The sequence below is a fragment of the Paenibacillus sp. FSL R5-0486 genome (assembly GCF_037975155.1).
Lineage (GTDB): Bacteria > Bacillota > Bacilli > Paenibacillales > Paenibacillaceae > Paenibacillus > Paenibacillus amylolyticus.
The window spans coordinates 6,903,598-6,927,765 of sequence record NZ_CP150237.1; the positions used below are offsets into that span (position 1 = coordinate 6,903,598).

Genomic DNA, 24,168 nt, shown 5'->3' on the forward strand with positions numbered 1-24,168 from the left:
ACGCACAAAACGACAAGCAGGCCGAAACCGAACTCTATACCCTTATATTACACCTCTTACACATGAACATGAAAAAGAAATTTTTTACACTTGTGAAGATATTGTGAACATTGTAACAAAATCGATTTTTTTGTCAACCCATGAAGGCAAGCTAACGCCGCCGATCCTCCTGTCCAAGATCCGTATTCCTACCACATGTGGTATTAAGACAAGATCACATATGACCAGATGTGCGATATGTACACAAGGAAGGATTTGTTTATCCAAATGTTCAGGAATTGTTTTCCAATATCACAATTTTCATGCAACGAAATTGGTCACTGTCGTTATTATGCAGCGTTGGGCTCAGCCTTATTCCAACATTGAGACATCTTTTCTATTTCAAGTATGAACCTCTTGCGTCACGAATGCAAAAAAAAAGACAGAAAGAAGGCCTGACGGATCGTCCTGCCTCCTGATACTTGTTTTCACTTTTTGCCCGATCTGATCGGTACAATTAGGTCAAACCATAACTATTTCTGGGGAATACTGATCCATTTCTTCAAGCAATGCTTTTATTGCAACGATGCCGGCTCGCTCCAATTCCTCCACTTTCAGCAGTATCGAGATAGCCTGATCGGCATGAAGCTTCTCATTAGGCAGTCCTCCATCTGGAAAAGGAAATAATTCTGCGAGTGTATTTAACTTTTGAGACATGTTTCGATATAACTCTTCTGCCTGAAGACAGAATGGAATCAAGTTGGAATAGCAGGCAGTCGAAGCCCACTTTAGAGAAAGTTCTTTGAAAAACTCACTTGCATAACGTCTTGCATCCCACAAAACCGCAATGTTATAAGCGTGACCGTTCGGTTCTACCCGTCTGTATTGTAGGGCTTCTCTCCAGACTGCATAGGCAGCCACACCACTGACTGTGTTCGGCAAGGTATACGGGTCCTCTCCACGATAATGAGCCAACGCAGCTGTCAGTGCCGCGTGCAAGTTCATTTCTCGTATCATGCCATCTGATTCGGCTGCCAGTACAAATACTTCCTGATTCACGCCCCGGCCTACATGATCATAGGGAATTGTTCCTGATTTAGTGAAATCGGTACCGTATAGGGTCCGGGCTGCATCATCATAGCCATAGATCAACCCGAATTCAGGAATATTCAGGTCCCACACGACGGCCGGAACTCCACGATGAATGGCGTAACGTATCAGGGAGAGGGCCTGAACAAGTCTTGGATTAAGCAACCTTTTCCCCTTCGCTTTCTCCTCTAGCATCGAAGGATCGACCAGATTGGCATTGAGTCCCGCTTCGCTCGCCAAAGCCTCAACCGCATGGGAACGATAACCCATATGTTGCAATCCTCTTGTAAGCACCTCTTTGAAGTTATAGGCGGTAGGTCCAGCAATATGTATGTCCTGAGGCAGGATGGTCAAACGAAAAGAAAGTCCACTCATCCCCATAACCATGGGGAGAGACGGAGATGGACCGATATAACCTAACATCTCGTGAATGGATGCTGCTGCCGAGTTCCAGGTTTGGGGAGTCCGAAACGAGAGGGGTTCCTCCAGAGTCACTCGATTTTGCCCGAGTGAATTCCACTCGGCCAGCATTTCTTCTACAGATAAATGAATATGAAGCTGAGACACTTTTTTACGTGAACGGGACAGAATTTGATACACATTGGCACTTGTCAGGTTGAATTTGCAGGCCATTTCTTGCGGTGACAGCTGCTCCATCCAATATGATGTGAAGACCTGTTGTTCTCTTTCATTCAGACAACCCAACAGCCTGTGGAGATTGTTCCTCATTTCCTGCTGAGCAACAGCTTGATACGGATCATAGCCTGTCTCCTGCGATCTCCAATTTGAGTCATTCAAAAGATGATTCAGCGTCATGTCGAGCGAGTCTTGATCGCTCCATGAGGCATCATCGGCTCCAAATCCAAATGCAAAGAACGAAGAAAAATGTTCTTCCCGCTGCTGCTTTTGGCGTTGCATATGTGAGTATGCCTGATTACGCACAATGCGCTGCATCCAGGCCATAAAACGCTCAGCATTCTGAAGCTGTCCCATATGAATGAACGCACGAATAAGCCCATCCTGTAAAATGTCTTCTGCGAGATAAGAATCATACGTAAGCGCTCGCACATAACGAAACAATTGCCCACGGTAACGGTGAATCAACTCTCCAAAGGCCTCTGTATCCCCCGTTTGGGCTCGTTGGATAAGCGCGATATCCGGCTCCTTTTGCCGATCCTCTAATATCTCATCTTCCCCTGGCCTGATATGGCGATTGTTAGTTAATCCATCCATGTATATCTCCCTTTCTTATAGCGTCGCTTCACTTTCATTACTCCATCTTCAAAATAGAAGCTTCGATCATGGCTTCCGTCTCCGCGAGTGCCACCATGATTGTCGCAGCAGCCTCCCAGTTCCGAGAGACAAGACGGGATTGGCATTCACCGAATTGGCGGGATTGTGCGTATTTCAAAGCAGAAAGGTCAGGATGGATTGTGTTAAAAAACAAACCATAATCATGGGCACGACGCGCGCCTACTGGCAGAGCAAAATACACATAATGAGCCCACTCATTACCATCGATTGCTCCAGCACGAACCTGTTCCGCCTTATGCAGAATGGCTGAAGCTCCGGTTCGTCCTTCCTGTGCAGCAATATCATGGGTCTGTTCTGTAAGGGTTGATTTGAACCAAGTGAAAGCCCGGCGGTTAATCTCCTCCAGATCAGGATGTTCAATGCGTTCAGGACTCCACCATCGTCGATACACACCGCTACTCCATGGGAATTCAGACTTCCATGCTTCCTCAAGTTTATCCAGTGTCAGGAAGACATTCGGAAATCCAGCCGGGTCATGCAGGCATATTTCATCGCCCCTCATATTGAGCGCCACTACATAATGATCGCAACCACCCAGGTTGGGAGAGTTGGGATTGTAGACGAGTTTGCCCATATCCAGCGGCCCCATCATCACAGGGCCCTGCTTCAAAGCCTCTCTTAGCTCATCTACAGGTATCTCTGTACCCCGTGCTTGCACACTTTCGCGCACACTAAATCCCAGAATGCTCATCGCCTTGCTGATGGCCAGATCAGGACTGGAGGTACAGTTATCAAAAAAAAGCATATCTTCCTGCGTTCGAAAGGCCCCTAGTGAAAAGCCACCGATGGTTTCAAGCAGACCGGGATCTATCTTTTCTCCAATGGACGACAGAAGCATTGAAGCTGAATTGGCGTAACAATACGCACCATTTCCAATATAATTGCTCATATCATAACACCCTCTCATTCCTTTAATGAAGCACGCAATTATGCAATGCCTATACTTATACTGACTCTTCGTACAGATCATTTCTGACAGAATATCCAGAACAAATTTCTGACCGCCATGAAATAGTGAACGTTTAGAATGCGGACATCCCGGTTAATAAGGCCTACACCAGAAACGAAGGAGATGTTCGATATGAGTAATTCAACTGGCGACAAAATCAAAGCAGGCGTAAATAAAGCCAAAGGCGAAGTGAAGGATCAGATCGGTAATGCAACCAACAACAGATCCCTTCAGGCTGAGGGTAAAAAAGACAAAGCCAAAGGTGCTGTACAGGATAAAATTGCCGACATTAAAAAAGATCATCACTAGATCCTTTTGATGTAAAACTCAGAAAGCACGAAGATTTCGTGCAATAGATCGTTTTAAAATAGCCTGACGTCCGTGTTCGGAAGCTATCCGAAAATGAGACGGAGGCGCAAAAAAGCCAAGGAAGGTGTTACTCAATACACCCTTCCCTGGCTTTTTTTGTGCATTTTATACTGCTGGAACTGCGTATCTTGCCATATCGATAATAAAACTGCGTGTTTCCCTTGTTGTATGGTATTCACGGCTGAACTGTCTGACCCATTCGGGATGTTCCCGATACCAACGGAAAGTTTTTTCCAATCCCTTTTCCAACGTGGTTTGCGGTAACCATCCCAATTCCGCTCGCAATCTGCCTGAATGTACGACCAGACTCGACCCTCTGGACTGGGTTGGTTCTTGCTCCCGGATCTCTACAGTAGCTACGGATCGATCCATTGGTTTCAATATCTCCCCTATTTCCTGCATGGTTGTTCCAAGCCCTGTTGATATGTTGTAGACCTGTCCGTCTTTGCCTTTCAGCATGATCTGTTCAATGGCCCGGAGGGCATCATCTACATACAAGAAATCACGCACTGCCGATCCCTGAATATCCAGAGGCAGTCCGTCCAACATCCGACCAAAATTTCGGGGAATAATACGGTCTGGCAACTGCCATGGACCATAGAGGTTGGTCAAACGAAAGAGTTTGACTGGAAGCTGGTAACATTGAGCATAGGAGTGAGCCAGCATTTCACACGCGACTTTGGACGCGGAATAAGGAGAGACGGGTGCATACGGATCTGATTCATGATAGACTCTGCCCCAATCGCCGCCATACACTTCAACGGATGAAGCCAGCAAGACTGGAATGTGATGTTCCGTAGCATATTGCAGGATAGCCTGTGTGCTAAGTGTATTATTGCGGAAAACTTCCCCTGGCTGATGATACGAATAATCCACGTGTGGCATGGCCGCCAAATGGATTATGTAATCTGTTCCTGGAGGTAGATGAATCCGGTCCGCTGCAAGGTCACAACAGATGAACGGCATCTCGTGCAGAGGAGAGATATGAACCAGCCTCTGACAATAATCATCCCGATCCAGAAGGGTAATTCGATGCCCTTTTTGCGCCAAATACTGTGAAAGATTAAATCCCACAAATCCAGAAGCCCCTGTAATCACAATGTTCACACACGATTCCCCCTTGCGATTTATACAACGAGTGCATTGAAGAGAGTTTATGTACTGAGTATACCCTTAAAATGATACATTTTGTATCATTTTACAATTGTTTTTTGTTCGTCCTTGAGGTTATCGGGTAATTTATAGTGAGGTGATGTGAGATGAATGAACGGAAAAAGGACATAGAGACGTTATTCCTTCAGGATGACGGTGTAATTCCCAATCATCCGACCCTGCCTGTGCTTTTGTATAAGAATGTATGGGCTGAAGAGGCCCTTCACGCAGAATCGTTGCTGAACCGTAATGGATGGGGAAATAGCTGGTTGAATGGTGTGTTCAATTATCATCATTATCATAGTAATGCTCATGAGGCTCTTGCTGTGGTGAGTGGATTCGTGAAACTGATTTTAGGCGGAGAAAATGGTCAGAAAGTTTACCTTCAAACAGGCGACGTTGTCGTGCTTCCCGCTGGAACAGGGCATAAACGTCTGGAGTCCAGCACTGATTTTCGTATTGCCGGTGCTTATCCGGGCGGCATGAGTTACAACACACGCACAGGTGAGGAAGACGATCGTGCCAAGGCTCTTCAGGAAATTCGAAAGGTTCCGATCCCGGTTACCGATCCGGTCTATGGACAGCACGGACCGCTACTAGAAATCTGGAATGGGAAGAAATCATAATACAAATGAGGATCATAAAGATGAATGTTATTGGACAATGCACAAGCGAAGCTGGTTCGGTACTTAACGAGAAAAAATAGACTGTTCCCCGGACAAGTAGGAGTTACTCACCGGTGGAACAATCTATTTAAGTGTTAAGTCTGAACAGCTGGTATCGGGAACTCTTCGTGATCGTCTTACTATATGGGCAAGGAACTGCTCAAATCTTCCGTCTTATTTCAAACTTCGCGATCTCGTCGCTTGTTTTTCTATCCGTGCGTTTCAGCCTTAGTCCCTTTCAGCGCTCGGCAAGCCGAATACTGTAATACCTCATTGCAAGTGGCTTTCCATCCATTTCAAGTTGGCCTTGCAGCACCAGTTGTCGTAGACGGTACTCCACGAACGCATCACTTATATGCTGGCTACTTGTACCAATCACTTCACCCACAATACGAGCTGCTCGGATATACTTGCCTGGCTCCCAGTTCGGTGTCAGTTCCCTCACCTTCTGCATAATGTACTCGTCCAACGCATCTTCAGTTAAGCTCCGAATCACGCCATTCTCCATCATACGTAATAGCCCAGGCTGTACCGAAAGTTCCAGCCAATCCTGTTCCAGTTGGCGGCGTTCTCCCTTGGACAGCGGCTCTTGCTCAGAGCAGACGTGCCACATCGCCAGAAGCTTTTCCGGAAGAATCTCGCCTGTGTGGAGCACATCGTATTGAACGTCAGGTCTATCAAATAATTGCTTATATAAGCCACTCGTTTCGATAAGATATATGGGACTCTCGGTGTTCCGCAATAGATACATGGCATAGAGTAGTCCCGTCTTCTCCCGTGCATTATTCGCATACCAGATAATGATCGACGTCTTGGAATCAATGGACTGTATTGTGGCGTTGAGCTCAAATAATGATTCCAGTTCATGCATGCCATATGCCTCACGGTCATTGAGACACATTCGTTCGGTCAGCCAGAGATGCCTGCGTTGCAAGTCTGCACGCCGGGTCAGATCACCTAACGGCCCTACCGCATAATTATCATCTATAGAAAAAAAACTCCGTTTTTCCTGATCAGGTAATGTACTCATTCCCATTTTCAGACTACTCAGAGGTGATTCTCCAAACGTAATATGAATTTCATTTGGCTTGTCGACCTCGGAGAGAGCTTGTTGTTCCAGACGCCCCAGATCAAAAGGGATATCCATATTCCGAAACAGTGACTGTACCGCTTCCGCAAAATCCACCTTTTCGCCTTGCTCTTCCTGCCGCTTGACCACTTGTGCTGATTTCATATAGAGCACACGCAGTACTGAACGAAGTTCATCTTCACTCATACGATTTATCGTTCGGCTGAATGCATAGATATTATCATTCATGCTGGGTCCTCCTTCGAGCTAACGAGATTACTGAAATCCTATATCTTCGCACTGATCATTCTTTTATTCATGAGGAAATCGATTTTCCAGAGGGTTGATTCAGATCATGTAGATCTTCACCATCTGACGATGAACGGGTAAAATGTCGCTCCAGTTTGCGGCTTGCCCACAGGGATACCGCAATAAACAGCAATACACCTACCCAGCGTATTGGGTGCTCCAGAAATTGTTCCACATTGGAACCGATATACGTAACAGAGAAGATCATGATCGCTTTACCACAGCCCACCGCAAGCAGGAAGGATAACAATCGCATTCGTGCGATACCTGCCGCCACATTAATAATGACAAACGGACCTACCGGGAAGATACTCAGCAGAAAAACATAACTGAATGCATTCCTTCGAATCCATACCATGCTGCGTTGCACACGAGGTTTGCGTGCCCATCGCTCTACAAAAGCGGATTTCCCAATCTCCCGTACGATCAGGAACGTAACAGTACAACCGAGCACCATACCGATCCATGAATATATAAATCCTGCCCACAGACCGTATACCGCACCGTTTACGCCCACAATCAAAAGCGTTGGAAGCGGTGGTACAAATGATTTCATAAACGTAAGCAAAATTCCCGGTAACGGGCCCAGGGAGCGAAACTTCTCCAGCCAGAAACGAATATTTTCTTCCGTAATATATGACATAATGTCTAATGCTGCCGGGGTCATCTGCATCCATCCAATCTATACAGTCTAAGTTCTCAGGCTTGATGCTCACTATACATTTCATCATTCATATGGATGATGAAGCTTCTTTAGTAACTCCCTCCCAGTATAACGTACATCTTCGATGAACACCGTTGTCAATTTGAAGAAATTATTGCACAGCGAACTGACTTCCCACCCAAATCAGAATTAAATCAAAAAAGCACACCTCGACCTCTGTGGTCTGGTATTATCCCCTCAAGGTAGACAGTGAAAAAAAGAGATCATGTTAAAATGAACTCAACACTGAAAACCGGAGGGGATTTTTGCTATGCCAGCGAAAAAGGGCCAAACTTTTAATCAATATAGTGAAGAAACGAAGAAAGAGGCTGTTCGTCTGCGATTGGAAGAAGGTTGGACATACAGTCGGATCATGGAGAAGTTTGGTATTAAGAGTGAGAGCCAGATTATTACTTGGGTACGTAAAAGCCAAAATGGAGAGAGTTTTGAGGATTATCGAGGACGTTGGACGAAGAAGCATTTTAGCAGTGCAGAAGAAGAAAATGCTTATCTGAAAGCGCAGGTAGAATATCTAAAAAAGCTCAATCCGAATTTGCACGGAGAGGGAAGCTGGATTTCGAAGCCCGGTGCCAGTCCGTTCGAGAAATAAGTAAGTGGGCACCTGTGGTTTGGTTGTGTAAAATTGCTGAAATTTCTCGTGCAGGTTACTACAAATGGAAGAAGAATATCGTCCTCCGAGAGAAACGAGCAGATCGGGATACGGATCTAAAAGCACATATTTTAGGCATTCACCGGCTTCGTCCTTATTTCGGCTACAAACGTATGCGAACCGCGTTAGGAAAGGAAGGCCTCGTGGTGAATCACAAAAAGGTACGCCGCTTAATGAGAGAACTCCAGATTCGTTCCGTGATTCGCAAGAAACGTCCATTTGCTGGCCGGAAACCGTCAGTTCTATTCCGTAATGTCTTAAATCGGGAATTCTCGGCGGTAGCTCCTGTGCAGAAACTCGTGACGGATATTACATATGTCCGGATCGGGCATGATTTTGCTTATCTCTCGGTTGTGATGGATCTATACAACAACGAGATTGTAGCTTGGGAACTCTCCGAGCGAAATGACTTAAAACTTGTGATGGAAACGGTAAAGAAACTGAAATGTGGACCGGCCTTACTCCATTCCGACCAGGGATTCCAGTATACAACACAGAGCTATGCCAAATTGCTTGAAGAGAAGAAGCTAACAGGAAGCCATTCTCGGCGTGGGAACTGCTATGACAATGCATGTATTGAGTCGTTCTTCTCCCACTTAAAGACGGAGAAGTTATATTTGGAGAAGCCTCAGAATCTGGAACAAGCAAGGAACCAAATTACAGAGTATATGTTGTTTTACAACAAGGACCGTTTCCAAAACAAACTCGGCGACCTCTCCCCAATTGAATTCCGGGAAAAAGTCGCCGCTTAATGGAGTTTCTCTTTTTTTATTGTCTACTTGACGGGGCTATGACCAGTCTTGGTGTGCTCTTTATATCAAAACCCCGATTCCATCTTCGGGGCATTTATCCTTCTTCCAGCTGCGCTTCCTGCATGGCCAGTTCAATCAATGCTGCCTGATGGGCAGCATTCCATTCGGGAATACCGGAACGCATGAACTCTTCGGCATCCATCGCTGCTTTGGACTGGTTGCACAGATTACAGGCGCAGACACAGTTGAGCGGAGTGGTATGTCCACCTTTGGCACGCGGCAGCAGATGGTCAATCGTATCTCCGTACGATCCACAGAAGTAACAGGTGTAGTGATCCCGGGTCAGAATATACCGTTTGAAATCCTTGTTGCTGAACAATCGGCGAATCGTGTACCGATTGACCACCACAGCGGCTTTTTCCTTCACCAGCGTGACCGCAAGCTCCATGTCCACTTCCTGATGCCAGCGTCTGCCCTTGTCGGTCTTCCCCCTCATCCGTACCATGCCTTGACGGTTGGTCCGGAGCGAAGCCGGATCTTCCGGGTCGATGGCTACCGGGGCCGACGGGGTCTGGCGGCGGGGACGGCCATCCATGCCAGCCCCGTGGCTGCGGCTGGCATGCGCGGGTCGCTGCCCAGATGCACCGCGGGCAGCGTCTTCGCCGCTCGCCTTGGGCGCACGCTCCTTGCGCGCCTGGCGCGGCTTGGACCCTGGCGAGCCAGGCTGGCGCACGGGCGCAGGAGGCCCTGCCTCCGCAGTAGCCCCCGGCGCTTGCCCGGGCTCGCGCCCGGTGGCGGCAGGCTGTGCCTCCGCCGCCGTAGGTGTAGCGACCGTGGTGGCATCGCCACGGTCGCTCAGGGCCGGCGCATGGGCCTCAGCAGCTACGCTGCGGGCCTGCCCTGCGCCGGGCGCGAGCGCGGCAATACGCTTGCGGCGCCGCTTGCGCTTGCGTTTGGCTGCGATCGGTTGATCCGCAGCCATGGGCTCTGCTGCCGGGCCTTGCGGCTCAGCGGGCAGCAGAGCCTGGTGGGCCGCCGCAGTCTGCTCGGCGGCCTGCACTGCAGCGGCTGCTCGCGCGCCAGCCCGCTGTGCACTGCCCTTTTCATTCGCAGCAGCATGCCCGTGCGAATGCCCTTCTTCCCCACGCCAATGCTCACCTGGCTGTGGCTCATCTCCTACCTCACCTGCCAAACCATCATGCTCCAGACTCATCTCTCTCAGCTCATTGCCCGTTATGCTCTCTGATCGCTTGCTCTTCCTCCGTCTTCTCCTCTTCTTCCGAATACCCGAAGAAGAGGGGGAGGAAGTCACCAAGTCAGCACGTTCATCGTCATTCGAAGAATTCGAGTCTACTGAAGGTTGAGACACCAGACTTCTTTCAGACTCAGACACCGTAGCAGATCCCTGCTCCATACCATGGGAGGTAAGACCTGCCTCATTTCTCGCAGATGCAGAGGGTCTGGCAGTAACAGCACGTGTCTCCAAGCCATCCCGTTGATGCTCGATCCGTTCATTCGTTCGTCCGCTCACGCTTGAACCTGACTCGTGGTCAGCCTGTCCACCAAGCTGGCGACAGCTGCGGCAGGCTCCACGCCTGGCTCCGGGACCTGCCCGCTTTCCGGTTCTGCGCCGGAACTCGGACATCGGCCGCTGTTGTCCGCAATACATACACGTTTTGCTCAGTCGCGCTTCTTGTTCCGTCTTTCCTTGCCGGAAAGGGGCTGGACCCGTCTCCATGTTGTCACCTCGGTTCCGTATGAATCCGGTTTCTTTCTATTGTATCACATCTGCTCGTGAACACCCTCATGGCCATAGGCCTGATAATCTTTTGAGTTGTACTCCTGTGTCTGTTCACTGCATTCGTGAAGAATGTGTTCCACATATTCCAATATATCCTGCATCGGTCTCCCGCATTTTTCGCATGTTGTCATTATATTCACCTTAATCCTGTTATCCATAATGTATTATCGTTCCGCCTTATGATTACCCCTCATACATGAAAAAGAAACACTCGTTCCCCATATTACACATATCTGCATACATCAAAAAAACCGCTTCCTGCTCTCCCCTAAGGTCGACCAAGAAACGGTTTATTATTCCTGTGTTGGAAATACACCTTATCAAACGTCCAATTGCCCCGAGTTCTGTTGTGGGACGAGACGTGGTTTGGGTTTTGGCAGATTGCCAAAGATGACCCATGCATATGGAACAAATCTTGCCGTCAATCCAACGACGATCCACGAAGCGATTAGAGCTACACCGAATCCTCCGGCATACCACAGATGCACTAACCAGGAAACACCTGTTTGCGGTGGAAATTCACGATACACCAGCAGGAAGAATGGATGAATCAGATAGATGCCAAAGGACAATGCCCCAAGCCGATTCAGCGGCTTGACGATGAGTGAAGGCCCTTTGCGATAGAGCAGATAGGCAATCTGGATAAGCACCAGTGCACAAGCAAAGGTATGCACATTCCAGAAGAACTCATACCACAGTGTGTTATACGTTGCGATCTTCAGACGCAGCAGGTAATAGATATACACATGGCCAAGTCCGGCAATGATCCAGACCGCCCAGAGCAGAATCCATGAAGCTACGCGTCCTTTGGTTGCATTGGCCCGACTGATGACAAACCATTGCTTGATTTTAGGGAAATATACCCCGATAAAAGCACCAAGCATGAAATAGGAGAAGTATGAGAACGCCCAGCTTCCCTTGTTGGGTACCTGGAATCCATATTTATTACTTACGATGAATGCCCATTGAATCAATAGTCCAATCGGAACAGACCATTTCACCACAGAAGGATATTTCTTAAGCAACCATAACACCAATGGGAATAACAGATAAAATTGCATGTTAATAAACACAAAGTACAGATGTGTATAGGCCTTGCCTGTAAACAATTTCGTGATGAAACTTACTGCCGATTCGCCGAAAGGTCGGCCCTGATAATGCGTGAAATGTAACAAAACAAAATACATCAATGAAAACAGGAAGTACGGAAGCAAAATATACACAAATCTTTTCTTGTAAAAGTTACTCACAAGTTTCTTATCCAGCGGACGAGAATAATAGTTATAGAACAGCACAAAACTGCTCATAAAAATAAAGGTTGGCGTACCATATTTCATAAAGATATTAATAAAATTGTACAGCCAGTAGTAGCCTGAGCCCGTCATGTCCACCGTTGCATAGGACGTGGAATGCACGCTGAGTACGCCGATAATTGCCAAGGCACGAACCAGGTTCAGCTCTGGAATTCGCTCTCTTTTCAGTGTTTCACTCATTTTAAAGTTTCTCCTTAATGTGTTCGTCAATATTTCAGATATGACTTAATACAATAAAGCTCTCTATCTATTAAAAGCCATAATGCTTAAGAAGGGTAGTCCAATTTCTTAATAATTCCTAAATTTTCAACACATTTCACACTATTTTCATGTCTATATATGTAAAAAAGACCGCGAGTACGCGGTCTGTGTAACATCCTGCTCTCAACCAAATGAATATTGGATCAACCGGATGAGAATGGTAAATTTGGGTTTGGGCATGCATCCCGCCCTGACTGAGTCTACTTCGCACGACTCGCCAGAATCTGTTTATACACGTCAATAGCTGCCTGTCTCGATGCCTTCAGATCAACAATGGCATCTTTGCGTGGCTGATGGATGTCCTTGCTATGCAGATCCTTCAATTCAGGCAACCACTTGCGAATATAATCACCTTGCGGATCATACTTCTCGGATTGTGTTACCGGATTGTTCACGCGAAAATACGGAGCCGCATTCTCCCCAAGCGAGGCACACCATAACCAGTTACCTCGGTTTTGAATGTTATCATAGTCACGCAGCTTACGCCTGAAATAAGCTTCGCCCAAGGTGAATGGGCATTGCAGGTTTTTGGTGAGAAACATCGCCGTGAGAATCCGCAGCCGGTTTGGCATATGTCCGGTTTCATTCAGTTCCGTCATCGCTGCATCAATAATCGGAATGCCTGTCTCCGCCTTGCACCACCGTTCAAAGTAATCATCATGGAGAGCCGAGAGATCGTACACCTTTTCATATGTAAAATAGTGACTCTCATAGACCGCCCGATACAGATAGAAGTCGCGGAAGCACAACTGCCTGATCCATTCCCCAGTCTCAGCCGTGCGACTCGCCGCATCATACATTTTGCGAATGGATACAGCTCCCACAGCTACGTAAGAACTGAGATGACTCGGCTCGTACGCCTCATATTCATCCCGATGATCCCCGTATTCAGCAATTCGATCCGACAAAAATTGATCCAACAGCAGATGCGGGTCCTCGTCATTCGAACCACTGCCCTCCAGCAACTCCGGAGGTACCTGCATTGCATCCGCCCATTCAATCTGACGATCACTCACCTTCAACGCTGCAACCGTTGTTGCCGAAGGAGGGTTGGGATGTTCATTCATGAATTCCACCCACCGCCGATGGAAAGCCGCAAATACCTTATATGGCTCCGACTTGCCTGTAAAATTGGCAAATCCATTCAGATCCATCAGCAGATGATCCGTCAGTTGTGTGAACGTAACCTCGTGCGCCTCACTGACTTTGCGTATGGCCCTATCCCGCTCGATTGCATATGGCGTCATGTCCCGATGGACCACAATCTCGTTAATCTCACCTTTGAATTCGTTCAGGATGAATTCAACCACTTCAGCCGGTTTGCCGTAAGCGACATGCATTTTTCGTTTGGCTTCAAGATACTGTCTGCCTAATTCCGCTGCGTGCTGCCTGAAATTCACACCGCTGTGTTCCTTCTCTCGGCCTTGCCGCAGGAGGAATGAATCATAGATGAGAACATGCACACTCTCTTCTTGGTGTTCCCGCAAATAATCGAATGCGGCCAGATCATCCGTACGCAAATCTTTGCGGTGTATGAATAGCTTCATGCTCACCCTCCTGTCTGAACTTACATTACATACGTTTATTTGTCCGTCAGGTTCTGATATAACCTGCTTGTTTCGGGCTCGGGCTGATACCCCAGATCCTCATTTAATGTCAATGTAAATGAATGATATAAACGAAGTATGCCTTGCTGATCATCCATGGATGCATACACTTCCATCATGAGTCGGCAGATCTCTTCCGAATAAGGCTCCCGTTCCTGTAATATCGTTAATTGCTCAATCGCTTCCTTGCCACGACCATGCTCCATGTCCCATCCTGCGATATCCATAACCAGCGCTGTATACTTGCGTCTGAGTTCCCTTGCTTTCGCCTGTGCCCAATGATAATCATGTTCTTCCAGATAATCACCACGATAAAGCTGAATCATATGCCTCAAGTCATCAACATTGTCTGATGTGATGACGTTGTAGACCATGGATTTTTCAAATTGATCCACATCACTTACCAGATTGCCTGATAACAGACGATAGCGGTTCATATTGTACTCCAGCTTGCCTGTCATGTTCCATTCCTTAAGCAGCTTTCGAATCTGGTACACGGAAGTATGTAGATGGGTTAATCCCTTTTCCTGGGAAACATCACCCCATAGCTTATCCAGCAGAATCTCCTTGCTTACCCATTCTTCCCTGTGATGAAACAAAAAAGCAAACAATTCCTGTGATTTGGTTGTGCGCCACTTATGTTTCTTGGCACCCTGATCCAGACTTCTGTAGATATCCAGATGTTTGAACGTAAGCAGCCCCGGAACTTCAGTATCCAACTCCACAGGTACAGGTTCCGATCCCTGTACCTCGGCGGTGGCTGCAACTTGAGAATTATGCGACATTATGCCCGCGATTCGATCAACGGTTTTGGCCAATCGGGTCGAGCTGACCGGTTTCAGTACATAATCCAGTGCATGCAGCTCAAATGCTTCCACTGCATGGTCTGCATAAGCCGTAACAAAGATAATACGAATACTCTGATCCAATTGCTGTATATATTCAGCCGCTTCCAGGCCATTCATCTCCGGCATTCCAATGTCCAAAAATACAACATCTACACGTTCCTTTGCCAGAAAATGAAGACCATCACGAGCTGTTGAAAAACATTGCACGGGTGTAATTCGTCCGTCCGTTCGTAGTAGTCGCTCCAGATGAAGCTGCGCTGGCTTCTCATCATCTATCACAATGGCTCTCACCGTTCTTTCAGCCTCCTGCCATGAAAGATTCAATAGGAATACCGATTTTATCGGCATCCGCTTATTAGTCTGTTAACCATAATTACTTCACTCGGCACACTAATTGGAATAATCCACCTTTTGCACAGGGATACGGAATCGGATCTGCGTGCCTTTACCCACATGGCTATGAATCTCGAGTCCCTGACCATAGAGAGACATCAGGCGACGGTTTATATTTTGCAGCCCGACACCTCCTGGACCTTCGGTGCGCCCTGACTTGACCTGAGCCATACGCTCAGGAGGGATACCTACACCATCATCCTGAACCTGAACGACCACATGCTCGCTCTCTTTGAAAATTCTAAGCTGAACTGTCCCACCGGCTGCCCGTTCCATCACGCCGTGGCGAATGGCGTTCTCCACAAGAGGCTGAATACTAAGAGGTGGCAGATACAGATGTACGTCCGATTCCACCTCATACTCAACCACCAGTCTTTCCTCAAATCTCGCCTGTTCCAGATGCACATAAGACTCCACCAATTCCAGCTCTTTGGTCAAAGGAACAAGCTGCTCCCTGTTCTGGAAGTCAAAACTTCCACGCAGGTAATGACTCAATTCAATCAGCAGATCGGTTGCTTTGTCCGGATTCACTGCACAGGTTGCGATAATCACATTGAGTGCATTATATAGAAAGTGTGGCTTGATCTGGGCCTGCAAAAAGGCCATTTCGGTCCGAATAGCCTCCTGCACAGAACTCCGCATCTCAATTAACGTCCGAACTCTGGCGCGCAATTCACCGGCATCCACCGGTTTGCTCAGGAAGTCATTGGCTCCCGCTTGGAATCCGTGTTTGATATCCTCAGGCAACCCACGGGCGGTCAGCATCAGAATCGGTAACTCCGACAAGGAACTGTGCTCGCGCAGTTTGCGACATAACTCAAGTCCGGACATCTTAGGCATCATCCAGTCCGTAATAACAAGATCAATGGACGGGAACTCCTCACGGAGTTTCAATGCAGTGGACCCGCTGTCCGCTGCAATCACACGATACCGCTCCGTCGACAATAGGTTAAGCAATACCTGTCGATTCACGGGGTCATCGTCTACAATCAGAATCGTATGCTCCGCTTCCGTAAGATCATCCTGCTCATCTGACTCTCTTGTCACAAGCTCCTTCGCCCCTGCCCCCTGTGCAGCAACATATCGGGCGGCAGCTGGTTTCGAATGAGTTTGCAAAAGTGGCATCTTCATAACAGGCAGGGTGAAATGAAAGGTCGAACCTTGCCCCGGCTCCGATTCAACCCAGATCTCACCACCGCCAAGCTCAACGAGTTTTCTCGTAATACTCAGACCCAGTCCGGTTCCATTATTCAATCGCTCAATCGTGCCGTTACTCTGCTCATACGCCTGGAAGATATCCTCCTGTTTGTCCAAGGCAATGCCTACCCCTGTATCAGCGACCGATACCTTCACCCAGTCCCCTTCAACGCTGGCGTACAATCGAATCTCACCCTGCTCAGTGTACTTATAGGCGTTACCCAGCAAGTTATACAGAACTTGCCTTAGGCGATCTTCGTCTGCCTCAACAAGTGGCAAGGACTGGGGCCATTGTTGAATCAATATAACCGGCTTGTCCTCAAACGTGAAACCCGAGACTTCAACCACAGTACGAGCAACGGATTCCAGATCGACAGCTACCCGTTTTAACTCGATCTCACTATTTTTTAATTTGGCAAAATCCAAAATATCGTTAACCAGCAGTGAAAGGCGCTTCCCGGTTGAAGTAATCATGGAGAGATTTTTCGCTTGCTTGGGCGTGACTGCTCCAGCCGCCCCTTCCAGCATGGATTGCGCAATATTAATGATGCCATGTAGGGGAGTTCGTAGCTCATGAGACGTATTCGCCATGAACTCGTCCTTCAGGCTGTCAATGGCCAGCAAACGCTCCGACAGAGCTTCCACGTCTCGGAATGATTGTGCAAAGCGGATTGCGGTCACAATCATCTGGGCAAATACAAATAATAAAAGTTCAATCAGCGCAAAGAACGCTGTGTCTAGGGTAGTGAACGCACCAAGCGTATATAACACAACAACCATGAGTATGCTCATCATACTCACGAGTGCAAAGTGGCTGTCATTCGGCCGTCCTTTCAACCAATAGAAAATGGCTCGCAGCGTATATAACATGACAACAAGTGAGATCAGCAACATGGGAAGCTCAAGAGACGAGAAAAGCGTTGGAGGAAGCGTAAGACCCACAATAGTCTGGGTAACGATTAGCACTACAGCCAGACGAACAAACCACTGATGAACTGCTCCTGGTACACGGGCATCCATATACCGAAGCAAAAAATAATAGGCAAAGGCTGAACTAAGGAGCTGAATCCGAAGTATCTCATTATTGGTCAGGAACGGTACAAACGTACCCAGTAACTTCTCCCCATGTGTCAGAGCGTACACCGCACCAGAAAGGCTGAATAATCCGAGAAAACGAAGCTCCTTCTCCGTACGTCGTAATCTGAACAGAAGTAGAAAAAAGGCGGCTGGCAAGATAAAACCGAATAAGGCCATCAGATCCCTGAGCCAACCTTGTTGCTGGCTTTTCAGAATACTACGCTCGTCTCCAAACAAAATGGGCGCTACAATGCCCCCAGACGAGTAACTATAATTTGATACTTGTATGATAATGTCAGCCGTATTGCCCTCAATGGACGTGAATCCTGTAAAGGGTAGATTTAATTGTATATCTGTCACCTTGGTCTTTCCTGGCAGGCCTTTGCCGCCAATCTCTTTCCCATCGATAAATACCCGGTGGGCCATGCGTATATTCTGTGTGCGTATACCATAATCATTTTTCATCGTCCGGGGTGTAAGCTGGACTTGCAAATGATAGGTTCCATACCCATGCGCTTGCCCCAGAGATTTGTTCCATCGGGCCGGAACCTGAGTGCCAGAGGAAGCCGGCAATGGCTTGCGACCGGATACACTTGCTTCAATATCTGCCGGGCTCAGCAACTGCCCAGGGTAGAAATCCCAGATACCCTTTAGAGACGCCGCACCCTTGCGATCAAAGTCCCATTGGGTCAGGTCAATTTTCCCATCTGAAGCTTGAGGGTTAATCCGCTCGCTAATTAACGTCTGGGCGATCCAACCCAGTGGAACAATGACAATACATATGAAGCTTATGGTCAGCATAATCCAGTGTTTTCTCATCTATGTATTCCTTCCATCCACAATGGCGAGAGACGTCTAATTTTGTCGATTTATTACTATAATTCATGTTACACGTTTCTGGTGCTCACGGAAATAGTTTCCGTATCATAATCGGTCAAATTCGTTATCATTTGACCGATTTCTATCTTTCCACCAGCTCTTGGTACACCAAGGAACCCCAGGCCGAATTTCACCGGAAAGAACGGGCGAAATGACCTGGGGTTGATTGAATGAAGATTTATTTAACAACTTGGGCAAGCTTCTGAACGATTCCGGCCCATCCCTGTTCCATACGTTCGCGTACGATAGCGTGGGCCTGTCCAAACTCGGTCAGTTTATCCACATCCCAACCGCTGTGAATCAGTGTGAAATCCGTACCTTCGGGCTGTTCATTCAGTTGGAACGTCAACGTCCAGTCCTTACCCCAGCGGAAGGACAGCTTGTGCAGCGGAAGAACTTCCGTCACCTGACATGGTGATTGGCCGAAGGGGCCTGCTTCCAATATAAACTCGTGACCTTCCACGGGTTCCAGATTGCCTGGCATGAACCAGGTTCTCAGTCCCTGCTCGGTCGAGACCATCTCCCACACTTTCTCTACAGGTGCATGGAGCATAAGTTCCTGCCGGATATCTGGCAGTGCACTTGATGATGAATCCATTCGAATCACCTCCTTATACATTTCATTTCGTATAATTACCCGAATAGAAGTTGACCTCCGCTTTATCCCCACCCTATAATTGGAACATATTACATAAAAGGTGCGTGATTCCTATGATAGTCTGCTCTGAAAAATCCAATTCCAACCGTTGCCGGAAGGGATAATCCTGCTCATCCCCCTTCCACGTTTTCATTTTAATACATTTACATGTGGGGGACACCTATACTATGTCATTCAGTTATTACGGTCCATTATGCACCGCCGTTTATGATCTCACGAAACCTGTGGGGCACTCCTTGGGAGGAGACATTGAATTCTATCGCCATTATCTTCAGCGCTACAATGGACGTATCCTTGAAGCCATGTCAGGATCAGGCCGAGTGCTCATTCCTTTGCTTGAAGCAGGCTTGAAGGTGGATGGAATTGATTATTCGACCGATATGATCAACTCTTGCCGTTCTCGTTGTATGGAGCGGGCATTACCCATGCCTGAGCTATTCGTTGCCGATCTGGAGAAGCTTGACCTTCCATATCGATACGAGGCAATTATCATTCCCGGAGGTTCTCTGCTCCTCATCCAAGACAGACAGGCGTCGATTAACGCATTACGTAATCTATTTCAGCATTTAGAACCCGGCGGCAGGTTCGTGTTTGATCTGTTTCTGCCCGATGTGACACAACCCTCTTCTGTAGAAACATCAACCGTTTCATTACCCGATGGTGATACGATCACGGTAGAAGTGAAAACCATTGAAGTGAACCTTCTACACCAATATAAAGTAAGTCTGATTCGCTACGAACAATGGCATCAGGGTGCTCTTGTTGCTACGGAGCTGCAACAACTCACTCTACGTTGGTACGGCATAGAAGAGTTACGCCTAATTCTCGAACACATTGGTTTCTCTGACATTAAAGTGTACGCCGACTTTAACCCAGATCAACCACCCACGCAGCCCAATCAAAAATTCGTCTATGAAGCGACTCGAAGAGCGTAGTCATCCCTAATCGGATGGATATGATTCTCAATATCCAAAATCAGGCCACAGCATGAGGTTTAACCCATGCTGTGGCCTATTTTACTATATAAAATTTGCAATAACATTTATATGAGAACGCAGAGGGCAGAAATAGCCTGAAGAAGCGGAGCGTTCGCCTTTATCCTCAGATTTTCACCTTTGAAAAAGTGAATCAAAAAAATCTGGGGATAACAGCGATCGGAAGGTTATTCTGTCATCGGAGTGGCAAGTGTAAATGTTAGTGCAAGTTAGTATCCACGAGAATATTGTTCCGCAATGGCGGCTTGATCCTTGCTGACACCCAGTTCCAGAGCCGCATGGTTCGCCCAGTACGGGTCACGCAGCATGCCTCTACCAACCGCGACCAGATCTGCATCACCGTTTCCAATCACCGCCTGAGCCAATGCTGCATCCTCCAGCATACCCACTGCGATTACAGGAACGTTCAGTTCTTCACGGAAACGACGGGCAAATGGTACCTGATACCCCGGATAGTTCCCCGGTTTCCGCTGTCCCGAAGGTCCTTCGCCACCTGAACTGATATGGAACATGTCCACGCCTGCGTCTTGGTAGGCACGAGCGATATTGATGGTGTGGTCGATATCGTATCCACCATCCGCGTATTCTACAGCCGAAATCCGCAAAATCAGCGGCATATCTGCAGGCATTTCTTTTTTCACTGCACGAATGACTTCTACGCCAAAACGGGACAGATCCTGCCCATATACATCCTCACGATGGTTCATCAGCGGAGAATGGAACTGGTGGATCAGGTATCCATGTGCACCGTGCAGCTCAATGGTATCTACTCCAGCCTGTACTGCGCGGCGAACACCGTCTGCGAACTTTTGCACCATAGCTTCTACTTCTTTCGTACTTAACGCGCGTGGTTCCTTGTACTTTTCTCCCGGGAATGTAACTACCGATGGGGCAACCGGCTGCGGAGCATCCTCTGCTTTTCGTCCCGCATGTGCGATCTGAATAGCTACTTTGGAGCCGTAGGCATGGATTCCATCTACAAGTTTGGTGAAGGCCGGCACATGCTCATCTGACCATATCCCCAAGTCATTGTCGGTAATGCGTCCATCCGGATCTACATCGGTCATCTCGATTACAATCAGTCCTGTACCTCCAACCGCACGGCTCACATAGTGAACCTGATGCCAATCGTTCGGAATACCATCCTTCGCAGTGACAGAATATTGGCACATCGGTGCCATGACGACACGGTTATTTAATTGCAGGCTCTTGAATTGATAGGGCGAAAATAATTGTTCAGTCATTAATGTTACATCTCCTGTTCCATGATCATGATATATATGAACCCTTACTTATTTGTCTAAGTCCGAAAACAGTTTTCCGTTCTTGCCGTAATTGTCCTTCTCCAAATCCTCAATGAAGATAAAGACTTTGCTCGGATCAACATCCAGTGTCTCACAGGCCACCTGAGTCATACGTTCAATCAACTGACGTTTCTGCTCGACCGACTTGCCTTCCAGTACCTTAACCGTGATAAATGGCATGTCTTGAACACATCCTTTCTTCATCATTTATTATGAACCTCAGTTATAGAAATACAAGTACGTACATTTTTGTGACCTAGTACCCTTTTTGATACCTAGAAATCCTCCTATTTCGGATCTGCCCCATTCTGGAAATGACTGCAAAACATGATATGATAACCGTAGAGAACCACAATAATTACTATACCCAATTTACATAAGTTGTGACTAACGGTTACACGATAACGGAGAGGGCAGAAATAACCTGTAGAAGCGGAGCTAAAAGCTTTCTCCAAGAAAGCTACTTCGAAAGCATACGCTATCCACAGATTTTCACCTTTGTAAAAGTGGATCAAAAAATCTGGGGATAACAGCGATCAGAAGGTTATTCTGGCCTCGTAGTGGATCAGTGTAAAACAAGTAGTTCAACTTATATACTACTCAAACTAGGGAGAGGTTATATATGAAAGATATATTAATTCAAAGACTGAGTACTTATGTTCAGATGGATACCCAATCCGATGAAAATAGCGAGACATGCCCTTCCACACCCGGCCAACTGGCCTTGGGCAAACTGCTCGTTGAAGAATGTACCTCCATTGGTCTGCAAGATGTGACGATGGATGAGAACGGTTATGTTATGGCTACACTGCCATCCAATACCGACAAGGATGTTCCTGTAATTGGTTTCCTGGCTCACCTCGATACAGCGACCGACTTTACTGGCAAAAATGTCAAACCACAGGTTATCGATAACTATGACGGTGCTGATATTGTGCTGAACTCGGAACTGGATGTCGTACTGTCCAACAAGGATTTCCCGGAACTGCACGAGTATAAAGGCCACACCCTGATCACAACTGATGGTACAACGTTGCTTGGTGCTGACAATAAGGCAGGCATTGCCGAGATCATGACGGCGATGGCCTATCTGATTGAACACCCGGAAGTGAAACACGGTAAGATTCGGGTTGCTTTTACCCCGGATGAAGAGATTGGCCGTGGACCGCACAAGTTCGATGTAGCTGCTTTTGGAGCCAAATATGCTTACACAGTTGACGGTGGACCACTTGGTGAGCTGGAATACGAGAGCTTTAACGCAGCTGCCGCCAAAATTACCGTACGAGGCACCAATGTGCATCCCGGAACAGCGAAGGATAAAATGGTGAACTCCCTGAAAATTGCGATGGAATTGAATCGACGCCTGCCTGTGGAGGAAGCTCCTGAATTCACGGACGGTTATGATGGTTTCTATCATCTATTGTCTTTGGAGGGTGACGTTGAGCTGACAAAGATGAGTTACATCATCCGTGATTTCGACCGGGCGAAGTTTGAAGAGCGCAAAACAAATCTATTGAATATCGCAAACGAACTGAAGACCAAGTATGGAGAGAAAAGCATCACGGTTGAATTGAATGACCAGTACTATAACATGCGCGAGAAAATTGAACCCGTACGCCAGATCGTCGACATTGCCCATGAAGCCATGACCCGACTGGACATCGAACCTGTTATTCGCCCCATCCGGGGAGGAACGGATGGTTCCCAGCTATCCTATATGGGCATGCCAACACCAAATATCTTCACTGGTGGTGAGAACTACCACGGCAAATTCGAGTATGTATCGGTAGACAATATGGTGAAGGCCACCCGTGTTATTGTAGAGATCGCTCAATTGTTCGAAGAACGCGGAGATATCTAATCCACTTGAAGTGCAGAGCAAAAAGAGCACCCCTTGGTTTATTCGTGAGGGTGCTCTTTGTTGTGCCGTATTGTATTTTATTGTGTCGCGTCATGTCGCTTAGATATACAGGCTTGGTCTTACTTTTAAAATACTATCACTCATATATATTGCCTCCTGCGATGACACGCAACTGTTCCAGATCACAGATCACTAGCTTTCGCTGCACTTTGCGAATAATATCTCGATTACACAGATCTTGAACAACTCTATTAAGATGTCTATAGCTGGTGCCCAGCATATCGGCCAGTTCGGTGAGCTTGGAGGTCTGGATCTCTTCCGAAGAAGACTCGTCCTGGCCCATTGTGGACAACAGATAGCTGGCAAATCGGCTCTCGACTGGATATAACATATTCAGACTCGACAGGTTGGAAAAGGTATACAATTTGTGCGTAACTTGACTCAGCATAAAGTGGAGAAACTTAGGGTTCTCTGCATACGTATTCTGGAGAGCGCGATAGCTGATACCCAGCAGCAGGCTTTTGCTCACAGACTCTACCGTATTCATAGCCTCCTTGCCATTTACCAGTTCCAAATCTCCCACAAGCGCAAGGGGTGTACTGAAACGAAGTAACAGAGACTTGCCGTTAGGCAGGGTGGTATAGATCTTGAGCTTGCCCTGCACGAGAAAATATAACCGCTCGGGTCGTTCACCTTTGGCACATATCATCTCGCCCTTCGCAGCCTCAAGTAGTCGCAACTCAGCGAGCGCAGGCTCGTCCAGCACCTGATCCAACCCATGCTCACGGGCAAGTTGCCGCACAAGCCCAAAGTCCATAATTTCTTTCATTCCGACTTCCCCTCCGTTGTCGTATATAACGTATGTAAAAGGACATATGTCCCATAATTGATATACATTCGTACAAATATCTTGATATAAAAATAGTTACAACTAACACTTATATCCAATAAATC

Annotated in this window: 17 protein-coding genes and 2 pseudogenes; 5 read left to right on the forward strand and 14 right to left on the reverse strand. The window is 47.3% G+C overall.

Annotated features, from left to right (window positions below; all coding sequences use genetic code 11):
• Positions 1–501 precede the first annotated feature (501 nt).
• Together MKY01_RS30510 and MKY01_RS30515 are read right to left on the reverse strand one after the other, a co-directional pair.
• Positions 502–2,301 (reverse strand): sigma-70 family RNA polymerase sigma factor, encoded by a 1,800-nt coding sequence (locus MKY01_RS30510; RefSeq protein WP_339284714.1) that lies wholly within the window; start codon positions 2,299–2,301, stop codon positions 502–504.
• Positions 2,302–2,338: 37 nt separating this feature from the next.
• On the reverse strand, positions 2,339–3,271 hold the full coding sequence (locus MKY01_RS30515; protein ID WP_282319924.1) for a hypothetical protein: 933 nt from the start codon (positions 3,269–3,271) through the stop codon (positions 2,339–2,341).
• Between the two features lie 192 nt (positions 3,272–3,463).
• On the opposite strand from MKY01_RS30515, the gene MKY01_RS30520 reads away from it, so the two are divergent.
• Positions 3,464–3,640 carry a CsbD family protein gene (locus tag MKY01_RS30520; protein WP_074092719.1) on the forward strand — a complete coding sequence of 59 codons (177 nt, stop codon included), beginning with the start codon at positions 3,464–3,466 and terminating at the stop codon, positions 3,638–3,640.
• A gap of 165 nt (positions 3,641–3,805) precedes the next feature.
• Here MKY01_RS30520 and MKY01_RS30525 read toward each other — a convergent pair whose 3' ends face one another.
• Positions 3,806–4,807 (reverse strand): NAD-dependent epimerase/dehydratase family protein, encoded by a 1,002-nt coding sequence (locus MKY01_RS30525; RefSeq protein WP_339284716.1) that lies wholly within the window; start codon positions 4,805–4,807, stop codon positions 3,806–3,808.
• Positions 4,808–4,959: 152 nt separating this feature from the next.
• Between MKY01_RS30525 and MKY01_RS30530 the strand changes: the two genes are divergently transcribed.
• Complete coding sequence (locus MKY01_RS30530) at positions 4,960–5,478, forward strand: cupin domain-containing protein (protein WP_076320113.1); 519 nt, start codon at positions 4,960–4,962, stop codon at positions 5,476–5,478.
• Positions 5,479–5,755: 277 nt separating this feature from the next.
• On the opposite strand, the gene MKY01_RS30535 is transcribed toward MKY01_RS30530, so the two are convergent.
• Complete coding sequence (locus tag MKY01_RS30535) at positions 5,756–6,835, reverse strand: DUF1835 domain-containing protein (RefSeq protein WP_339284718.1); 1,080 nt, start codon at positions 6,833–6,835, stop codon at positions 5,756–5,758.
• A gap of 67 nt (positions 6,836–6,902) precedes the next feature.
• Positions 6,903–7,562, reverse strand: coding sequence for a TVP38/TMEM64 family protein (locus MKY01_RS30540; RefSeq protein WP_339284719.1), 660 nt, complete (start codon positions 7,560–7,562; stop codon positions 6,903–6,905).
• A gap of 307 nt (positions 7,563–7,869) precedes the next feature.
• Here MKY01_RS30540 and MKY01_RS30545 point away from each other — a divergent pair.
• Positions 7,870–9,020: pseudogene (locus tag MKY01_RS30545) on the forward strand (IS3 family transposase).
• A 94-nt stretch (positions 9,021–9,114) separates the two neighbouring features.
• Here the strand turns inward: MKY01_RS30545 and MKY01_RS30550 are convergent.
• From MKY01_RS30550 to MKY01_RS30575, 6 genes and pseudogenes are all read right to left on the reverse strand, one after another.
• A pseudogene (locus MKY01_RS30550) lies at positions 9,115–9,549 on the reverse strand (HNH endonuclease); the annotation flags it as partial.
• 1,592 nt (positions 9,550–11,141) lie between these two features.
• A complete protein-coding gene (locus MKY01_RS30555) occupies positions 11,142–12,314 on the reverse strand; it encodes an acyltransferase (protein ID WP_339284720.1) in 1,173 nt (390 codons plus the stop codon).
• Positions 12,315–12,595: 281 nt separating this feature from the next.
• The gene (locus MKY01_RS30560) at positions 12,596–13,942 is read right to left on the reverse strand and encodes a deoxyribodipyrimidine photo-lyase (protein WP_339284722.1); all 1,347 of its coding nucleotides are present in this window, start codon (positions 13,940–13,942) and stop codon (positions 12,596–12,598) included.
• A 35-nt stretch (positions 13,943–13,977) separates the two neighbouring features.
• A complete protein-coding gene (locus tag MKY01_RS30565) occupies positions 13,978–15,141 on the reverse strand; it encodes a response regulator (protein WP_339284725.1) in 1,164 nt (387 codons plus the stop codon).
• Positions 15,142–15,240: 99 nt separating this feature from the next.
• A complete protein-coding gene (locus MKY01_RS30570) occupies positions 15,241–18,336 on the reverse strand; it encodes an ATP-binding protein (RefSeq protein ID WP_339284727.1) in 3,096 nt (1,031 codons plus the stop codon).
• Positions 18,337–18,574: 238 nt separating this feature from the next.
• On the reverse strand, positions 18,575–18,994 hold the full coding sequence (locus tag MKY01_RS30575) for an SRPBCC domain-containing protein (RefSeq protein WP_339284729.1): 420 nt from the start codon (positions 18,992–18,994) through the stop codon (positions 18,575–18,577).
• Between the two features lie 227 nt (positions 18,995–19,221).
• Here MKY01_RS30575 and MKY01_RS30580 point away from each other — a divergent pair, with 227 nt between their 5' ends.
• A complete protein-coding gene (locus tag MKY01_RS30580; RefSeq protein ID WP_339284731.1) occupies positions 19,222–19,989 on the forward strand; it encodes a class I SAM-dependent methyltransferase in 768 nt (255 codons plus the stop codon).
• Positions 19,990–20,258: 269 nt separating this feature from the next.
• Here MKY01_RS30580 and MKY01_RS30585 read toward each other — a convergent pair whose 3' ends face one another.
• Together MKY01_RS30585 and MKY01_RS30590 are read right to left on the reverse strand one after the other, a co-directional pair.
• Positions 20,259–21,293, reverse strand: coding sequence for an NADH:flavin oxidoreductase/NADH oxidase (locus tag MKY01_RS30585; RefSeq protein WP_339284733.1), 1,035 nt, complete (start codon positions 21,291–21,293; stop codon positions 20,259–20,261).
• 48 nt (positions 21,294–21,341) lie between these two features.
• Complete coding sequence (locus MKY01_RS30590) at positions 21,342–21,533, reverse strand: 2-hydroxymuconate tautomerase family protein (RefSeq protein WP_017691642.1); 192 nt, start codon at positions 21,531–21,533, stop codon at positions 21,342–21,344.
• 442 nt (positions 21,534–21,975) lie between these two features.
• On the opposite strand from MKY01_RS30590, the gene pepT reads away from it, so the two are divergent.
• Complete coding sequence (gene pepT, locus MKY01_RS30595) at positions 21,976–23,214, forward strand: peptidase T (RefSeq protein ID WP_339284734.1); 1,239 nt, start codon at positions 21,976–21,978, stop codon at positions 23,212–23,214.
• 136 nt (positions 23,215–23,350) lie between these two features.
• Here pepT and MKY01_RS30600 read toward each other — a convergent pair whose 3' ends face one another.
• Entirely contained in the window at positions 23,351–24,043 is a 693-nt protein-coding gene (locus MKY01_RS30600; protein WP_047840885.1) for a cyclic nucleotide-binding domain-containing protein, read from the reverse strand.
• Positions 24,044–24,168 lie beyond the last annotated feature (125 nt).